The following is a 7016-nucleotide window of genomic DNA, read 5'->3' as shown; positions in this document are numbered from 1 at the left end:
GCCGAGGTCTACCGGCACCTCAACCTGCAGATGACCTACCATCCCGCAAAACGACTCGTGCGGGTCGAGACATCTCTCGACCCGCACGGTTGGGGCTATGGTAAGTGTCCGGAGGGGGACACATGCGCTAACCACACAACTTGACCTGCGGAAACGCTGAACTTGATGGCATGGCGCACGCGGCCCGTCGAAGACGACGTGAGGTAGCACCCGGGATGTGAACCCGACAGTTCTAAGGATCCAGGGGCCCGTGCGGAAGCGTGGCCAGGCTGCGCCGGTTGGTGTCGTCGTGCTGTTGGGTCTGCTTGCGGCGGCGACCGGTGCCGGGCAGTCGGCGGCGATGCTCAGGGCACCGCCTGCAGTCATCGGCTGGGTCGTTTCTCCATCGATAGTCTGGATGGTTGTCGGCGGAGTATGGGCGGCACCCACACCGGCGGATCACTCCGCGCGACCACCGCCTGCCGCTACTGCGCAGTCCGACGCGGCGTCCGGGAACCATTCCCGTCCACCTGCTGGTTCACCTAAAGTCTGCACGCACCACGACATCTGGCTCAGCGATACCGGGCAACCCACCCTCGATGTCAACGCCTGCCCCGAAATCATCGCAGTTCAGAGCATTCACACCAAGGATGAATCACTGGCACCGGACAACAGCTCGCCGAGCTACTTTGGCAGGACTTCGGCATGGGTCGGGGGTGGGGCGTCGACTGATCTCGGGACAGTCCCGCGGTCGTAGGCGATCCGTGCGGCGCCGATGGCGGCGAAGATGCCGGCGCGCAGCGTCGCCCCAAGGGCGGTGCTGCGCGGAACCTTGCCCCGCACCAGGTCGCCGATTCCCGCCACGGTGTCGGAGATGTCGCAGAGAAGGGCGAGCTGCTGCCAGCGACGGCGGGCGTCGCCCGTGGTCGACAGGTAGCCGAGGCCTAGGGCCACGGCTCGGATCCCGCACACGCGGACGACGTAGTCGAGCTCTGGGGACCGCTCCGCGGCTGCGCCGAAGAACCGTGCTGTGCCGCTCGGGGTGACGCGGCTCGCCGCGCCACCCGCCAAGCGGCCGACGGCCATCGCGAGCAGGCCGGCCTCGACGGCCCTGTCGAGGCCGGCCTGCTCGCGTCGCGCGCCTCGCTCGTACCCGGACCCGCGGCCGGACGGTCGGTGGACTGGATCGTGGTGTCGGTCATGTCTCCTTCTCGGATGGTATAGCCGTGAACGATATTCATCGTTGGGTGAGTGGGATCGCGGATTGGATGTGTCCCGCGACCACGTGGGGCGAGTGCTCTCGGGTGGTGGCCAAGCGGTACTTGTGATTCGGCTTTCCGAAGGTCGGGTGGCTGACAGCCCAAGCGGCGGTGTTGATGATTGCTGACGTGACACGTGCGGCCGTGCGGCTGCGCAGGGCTCCGGGTTTCGCTCGTGCGTCATCGTCGACCACCCGGCCGATGCCCTCGCCGTCGGTGACAGTGACGGTTCGGTGCTCGGCATCGACGCTGGTGACCCGCGCCAGTCGTAGCTGGATGTCGGTGCCCGCGAACACCTTCGCCAGCGGCCGGTGCCGAAGATCCTGTCCGGCGGCGAGCTGATGCAGACGCAGCCGCTCGACGAAATCGGGTTCGGCGTTGACCACGATGATCTCGAAGTCGTCGGAATGGAGCTGGCGGGCCAGGGATGTGGCGGAGAAGGCTCCGGCGTATCCGGCCCCGAGGACGATGATGCGGTGCTTGATGGTTCGCTCCTGTCTGGTGCGCGTGCTTGCTGAACAAGACACCGCCAGTCGCGATTTTCTGACAGCATTAATGAGTGATGTGTATCACCTAGAGCCTCGTTCAGCGGACGGCCTCCATTCCGAACCCCGCTAGATAAGTAAGTTCGAGCCCTGGTCAGTGGTCCCTACCGTTTGCACCCGCAAATGGTGTGACATAAACACGTGCGGGGATCGTCAGCAGAGGGCGCGCTTCAATGCCAACCAGCACAAAGCCGGACTGCCGCACTTCAGCCGATGAACGGCTCGGGGCCGAAGCGGCCCCAGGCCACGAAGGCGGCCGCAGCGAGGAGGGCGAGACACAGCGCGACGTTTTTGTAGTGCCCGTAGCGGGCGTGGGTGATCATCCCGCCGATCATCAACAGAATCCAGCAGACCGCGGTCACCGGCACCACCACCGGTGCGATGTCGAGCGCTGCGGGCAGGACCAGGCCCGCCGCGGCCAGGATCTCGAGGCCCCCGAGGGTTTTGACGAAACCGGCGCTTGCGCTCTCGGTCCAATCCGTTGATTCGTCCAGCTTGGACTTAGGCAAGAACACTTTGGTGGCGCCACTGAACAGGGAGAGGGCGGCAAGCAGCCCGGCAACGATCCAGAGGGCGAGGTTCATGAGCTTCCTTCAGGTGCGGGCGACTCGGGCTGGCCGTCGATCCGCCGAGCCGTTCGTCGCCGACGGGCTGCCAGACAATGCCGTTCGCGGGCATCGGTGTCGGCTTCCCGATGGTGTAACTGGTCGGGCATAAGACACCGCCAGTCGCGATCTTCTGACAGCCTTGACCAGTGATGTGGATCACTTGCCGGAGCCTCATCCGGCCGACGACCTCCATGCGGAACCATTGCTGCGTCGATCGCACGGCGAGCCCGCAGACCGAACATACTGTGATCTGCTTCATAAGATGTCAGGATTTTCGTCGATGCGGTGTCTTGTTCTCGACCCACTTGGATCGAAGGAGACACCATGGGCAAAAGCATCGAGGTAGTCGTGGTCGGCGGCGGATACGCCGGAGTGATGGCGGCCAATCGTGTGAGGCAGCGCGACGACGTGACGGTGACCGTGATCAATCCGCGGCAGGTCTTCGTACCACGGCTGCGGCTGCACCAACTGGTGGGCGGCACCCACGATGCGGTCGTCGACTACCAGGAGGTACTCGCCCAGGGCGTCGAGCTGGTGGTCGACAATGCGACACACATCGACGCGACCGGGCGCACCGTGACCCTCGCCGAGGGTGGCAGCATCGGCTACGACTACCTGATCTACGCGGTAGGCAGCCTCAGCGGCGGACCGCAGGTGCCGGGCGCGGCCGAATTCGCTTATCCGGTCGCGACTTTGGAGGCCGCGCAGCGGCTGCGGTCGGTGCTCTTCGACACGCCTACGTCGGCAACGGTGACGGTCGTCGGGGGCGGTCCGGTCGGTATCGAGACCGCTGCGGAACTCGCGGAACAGGGTCGCAGTGTCAGGCTGGTATGCGGCGGTCTCGTCGGCCCGTACCTGCACCCCAGCGCTCGGCGCGCAGCCCGCAAATACCTCACCAAACTAGGCGTCGAGGTGATCGAAGGTCCGGATACGTCGGTCACCGCGGTGCGGTCGGGAACCGTGGAACTCGGTGACGGTCGCACCCTGGCGAGTCAGGTCACCATTTGGGCTGCGGGTTTCGGTGTGCCCGATCTGGCCGACCGCAGCGGGTTGCGCACCGACGCCGCCGGGCGGCTGCTCACCGACGAGACACTGACCAGCATCGACAGCGCTCGCATCATCGCGGCGGGCGACGCGTCGGCGCCGTCGGACCTGCCGTTCCGGATGAGCGCCTACATCGCTGGATGCCTGGGCGCCCACGCCGCCGACACGGTGCTGGCCCGGATCGCGGATGAGCGGCCGGCGCCGATCGACCTGGCATTCCAGGCCATGTGCTTCAGTTTCGGCCGCGGTGCCGGGATCTTCCAACTCCTTCATAAGGACGACACGGCGAAGCGGTTGTACTTCACCGGGTTCATGGGCCGCAAGCTCAAGGAGTTCTCCTGCGCCGCCAGCGTCAAGCACCTGGTGACCGAGGCGCACAAGCCCGGCTCGCACCACTGGCCGAAGGATGGTGAACACCGGCCCGCCCTGCTACGAGCCCGGAATGAGAACGTGACGACACCGAGCGCATAGACGCCGGTTTCGCCGCTATCACCAGTGGCACGGTGGGCGGCAGCGTTCGAATCGAGAACGCCGCGCATCGTGCGCCCGTACCGGCCCCACGACCCACCTCCAGGAGAGGAATTCATGCACACGACAGGTGAATCCGGTGCGCGGCGGCGGGCCGAGGGCGAGGCCGCGAGCTGTCGAAGCGTTCCGGCGCGCGCTTGAGACCCGGGACCTGCAGGGCCTGCTCGACGTACTCGCCCCCGAGGTGGTGGCGATCAGCGACGGCGGCGGCATCAAGCAGGCCACGCCACGGCCCGTCATCGGCGCGGACAAGGTGGCGAGCACGGCGCCACCCAGGCCGTCATCGTACTGGTCACTTGGATCGCTCTCGGCGCGGCGCTGTGTCTGGGTCGGCGGTCTGCACGCCGCGCCGTCAAGGCCGCCGCAGGATTTCGGACGACGCACACGTCACTGTCGGCTGCCAGGAGGAAGGGCAGGCGACATCACCGGCCGAAACCACTTCGGCACCCCGCACCACCCAACCGCGCCAATAGGGCGAGTGACCTGCCACAAAGCTAACGGGGGCAGGGACGCGGTGGTGTGCCCGAAGACCTAGGACACCGGATCTGGCACGTCGTTCAGGCGTGGGATTTCCAGGGGCGAGCCAGCCTTCGCCCCGCCCCGCATCCGATTTACAGCGGGTATGGCTGGCTGCTGTCGGCAGTGGTGAATTGGTCACCGGCCGCGGTGAAGGCGTTGAGGGCTTCCACCAGGCCACGCCGTTGCGCTGCTGGCATGCTCTGGACGACGCTCGCGATTTCGCTGCGGCGGCGCGCGGTGACCTCGTCGACAACCTCGCGTCCACGCGGGGTCAGGTCGATGATCAATTCGCGGCGGGTCTGCGGATTCGGTTGTCGGGTGATCAATTCCGCGGCCAGCAGCCGTTCCGACATGCGGGTCGCTGTCGAGGGCTGCACGTCGAGTTGATGGGCGAGGGTCGCGAGCTTCACGGGCCCTTGGGTCGCGAGGATCACCAGGGTGCGGAACTGCGCAAGGGTGATCGTGTCGTCGATATGTGCGATCGACCGCGCCGAAATGGCGACCAAGAGTCGCGAAGCGGTGAGCAGCGCATCGGTGACTTCGTCGACCGAGTCCTGGGTGATAGGGCGGGCTGAGGTCGCCATCATCCTCCTCAGTCGGTGTGGCCGAATAGATTTTACAGCCCAGCCATGATTGCCTACAGCAACTGTCGCACTGCCATGATGGGTCGCCTGGACGAGAGCGAGCACGGCGCTCGATCCCGCGCCGTTGGATCTCCCTCGATGTCAGTCCGGTCGATCGGCGGCGCGCAGTGCCGCCAGCAGGTCGTCGTAGTCGACCCACCCGATCAACTCCCTGTGGTCGCGGTCGACTACGGGAAGTCCGGCACCGTCCTGGCCGGCCAGTGCCGTCAGCATGTCGTGCAAAGTTGCATCGGCCATGAGTGCTGTTGGCAACGTGAGCAATTGGTGCACCGTAGCCGGCGGGGCCGGATCATCGAGCGCTTCTGCGACATCACGCGCTGATACACAGCCGCAGTAGTAGCCGTCCGCGCCGACGACAGGCAGCAGCGCAGCCCCCGATCGGGTCAATGCGTCCGCCGCCGCGGCCAGGTCGAGGTGTTCGGCAAGCGGGGCAGGCACCCCGCGCGCGATATCACCGGCCCGCAATGCGGGATGGGTGCGGTGGGCGCGGTCGATATCGACGCCGCGCCGCAACAACTTCCGCGTGTAGATGGTGTCCTTCGACAGCAGCCGTCCGGTGAGCCCGGCCATCGCGACCGCGGCCATCAGCGGCAGGATGATCGTGTATTCACCGGTGAGCTCGAACAGGATGATCACCGCGGTGATCGGGGCGCGGGTCGCGCCACCGAGCGCGGCGCCCATGCCTATCAGCCCGTAAGCGCCCGCGGATTCGGTCGCGGTGGGCAGCAGCTGGTGGACGATGTCACCGAACACGCAACCCGCCATGGCCCCGATGAACAGCGTCGGCGCGAACACACCGCCGGATCCGCCGATGCCGATAGTCAGGCTGGTGGCCAGCATCTTCGCCACCAGCAATAGCAGCAGCATGCCGATGACATAACGTCCCGTGACGGCATCTCCGAGCACCGGGTAGCCCACGCCGTACATCTGCGGCAGCGCGAGCAGCAGCGCTCCCAGCACCAGCCCGCCCACGGCGGGACGCGCCCATTCCGGTCCGCGCCACACTCGGTCGCACAGATCATGGATGAAATACAGCACTTTCGAGAAGCACACGCCGACCAAGCCCGCGATGACGCCGAGCGCCAGGTACAACAGGTATTCGACCGGATTACGCACGGCGAATTGCGGTAGCGACAGGAATGGTTCGTGGCCCAGCGTTGCCCGCCCGATGATGCTGGCCGTCACACTGGACAACACGACCGCGCCGAACGATTCGGCGGCAAAATTCCGCAGGATCAACTCCATCGCGAAGAACGAACCCGCCAGCGGGGCATTGAACGTGGCCGCGATACCCCCGGCGGCACCGCAGGCGACCAGCAACCGTATCCGCGGTGCGTCGAACCGAAGCAATTGCGCCAGCATGGATCCGGCGGCCGACCCGATCTGCACGATCGGCCCCTCACGGCCCACCGACCCGCCGCCACCGATGCACAACGCCGACGCGAGTGCCTTGATCAGCGACACCTGCGGGGCGATCCGACCGCCGTGCTCGGACACCGCGTACATCACCTCGGGAACCCCGTGACCGCGGGCTTCCGGCGCGAAGCGATACACGATAGGCCCGTACACCGCCCCGGCCAGCACCGGCGCCAGCAGCACAAACCACACACCCAGCCACGGCCCGTGCGTGCTCGCCACCCGTCCCAGCCCCGCATAGTCCTCGCGCCCGGTGAAAATCCAGGTGAATCCGGTGACCAGATGCCGAAATCCGACCGCGCCAAACCCGGTCACGACGCCGACGAACACCGCCAACGGCACTACTGCCGAAGGGCTTTCCCGCAACCACCGCCCCACCGATTCGCGTCGCGGCAGCGGAATCGCCTGCCAGGTCGGTCTGCCCGAGGCTACATCATCCATAATGGCAGTATGCAACAGTTGCTATGAGCAATA

General features: G+C 66.2%; 6 protein-coding genes. 1 reads left to right on the top strand and 5 read right to left on the bottom strand.

Going from position 1 to position 7016, the window contains the following annotated elements:
• Window positions 1-663: 663 nt before the first annotated feature.
• The 3 genes from ACWEO2_RS42320 to ACWEO2_RS42310 form a co-directional block, all read right to left on the bottom strand.
• Window positions 664-933 carry a hypothetical protein gene (locus tag ACWEO2_RS42320; RefSeq protein ID WP_452410536.1) on the bottom strand — a complete coding sequence of 90 codons (270 nt, stop codon included), beginning with the start codon at window positions 931-933 and terminating at the stop codon, window positions 664-666.
• A gap of 283 nt (window positions 934-1216) precedes the next feature.
• Complete coding sequence (locus tag ACWEO2_RS42315; protein ID WP_452410535.1) at window positions 1217-1765, bottom strand: hypothetical protein; 549 nt, start codon at window positions 1763-1765, stop codon at window positions 1217-1219.
• Between the two features lie 224 nt (window positions 1766-1989).
• Complete coding sequence (locus ACWEO2_RS42310; RefSeq protein ID WP_452410534.1) at window positions 1990-2367, bottom strand: DoxX family protein; 378 nt, start codon at window positions 2365-2367, stop codon at window positions 1990-1992.
• A gap of 348 nt (window positions 2368-2715) precedes the next feature.
• On the opposite strand from ACWEO2_RS42310, the gene ACWEO2_RS42305 reads away from it, so the two are divergent.
• A complete protein-coding gene (locus tag ACWEO2_RS42305; protein WP_452410533.1) occupies window positions 2716-3906 on the top strand; it encodes an NAD(P)/FAD-dependent oxidoreductase in 1191 nt (396 codons plus the stop codon).
• Window positions 3907-4574: 668 nt separating this feature from the next.
• On the opposite strand, the gene ACWEO2_RS42300 is transcribed toward ACWEO2_RS42305, so the two are convergent.
• Together ACWEO2_RS42300 and ACWEO2_RS42295 are read right to left on the bottom strand one after the other, a co-directional pair.
• A complete protein-coding gene (locus ACWEO2_RS42300) occupies window positions 4575-5069 on the bottom strand; it encodes a MarR family winged helix-turn-helix transcriptional regulator (RefSeq protein WP_452410532.1) in 495 nt (164 codons plus the stop codon).
• A 138-nt stretch (window positions 5070-5207) separates the two neighbouring features.
• Complete coding sequence (locus tag ACWEO2_RS42295) at window positions 5208-6983, bottom strand: chloride channel protein (RefSeq protein ID WP_452410531.1); 1776 nt, start codon at window positions 6981-6983, stop codon at window positions 5208-5210.
• Window positions 6984-7016: the final 33 nt, after the last annotated feature.

It is taken from the genome of Nocardia sp. NPDC004278, from assembly GCF_053602975.1.
Note: the sequence above shows the minus strand (reverse complement) of the source record. Positions and strands in the feature narration are given on the sequence as shown.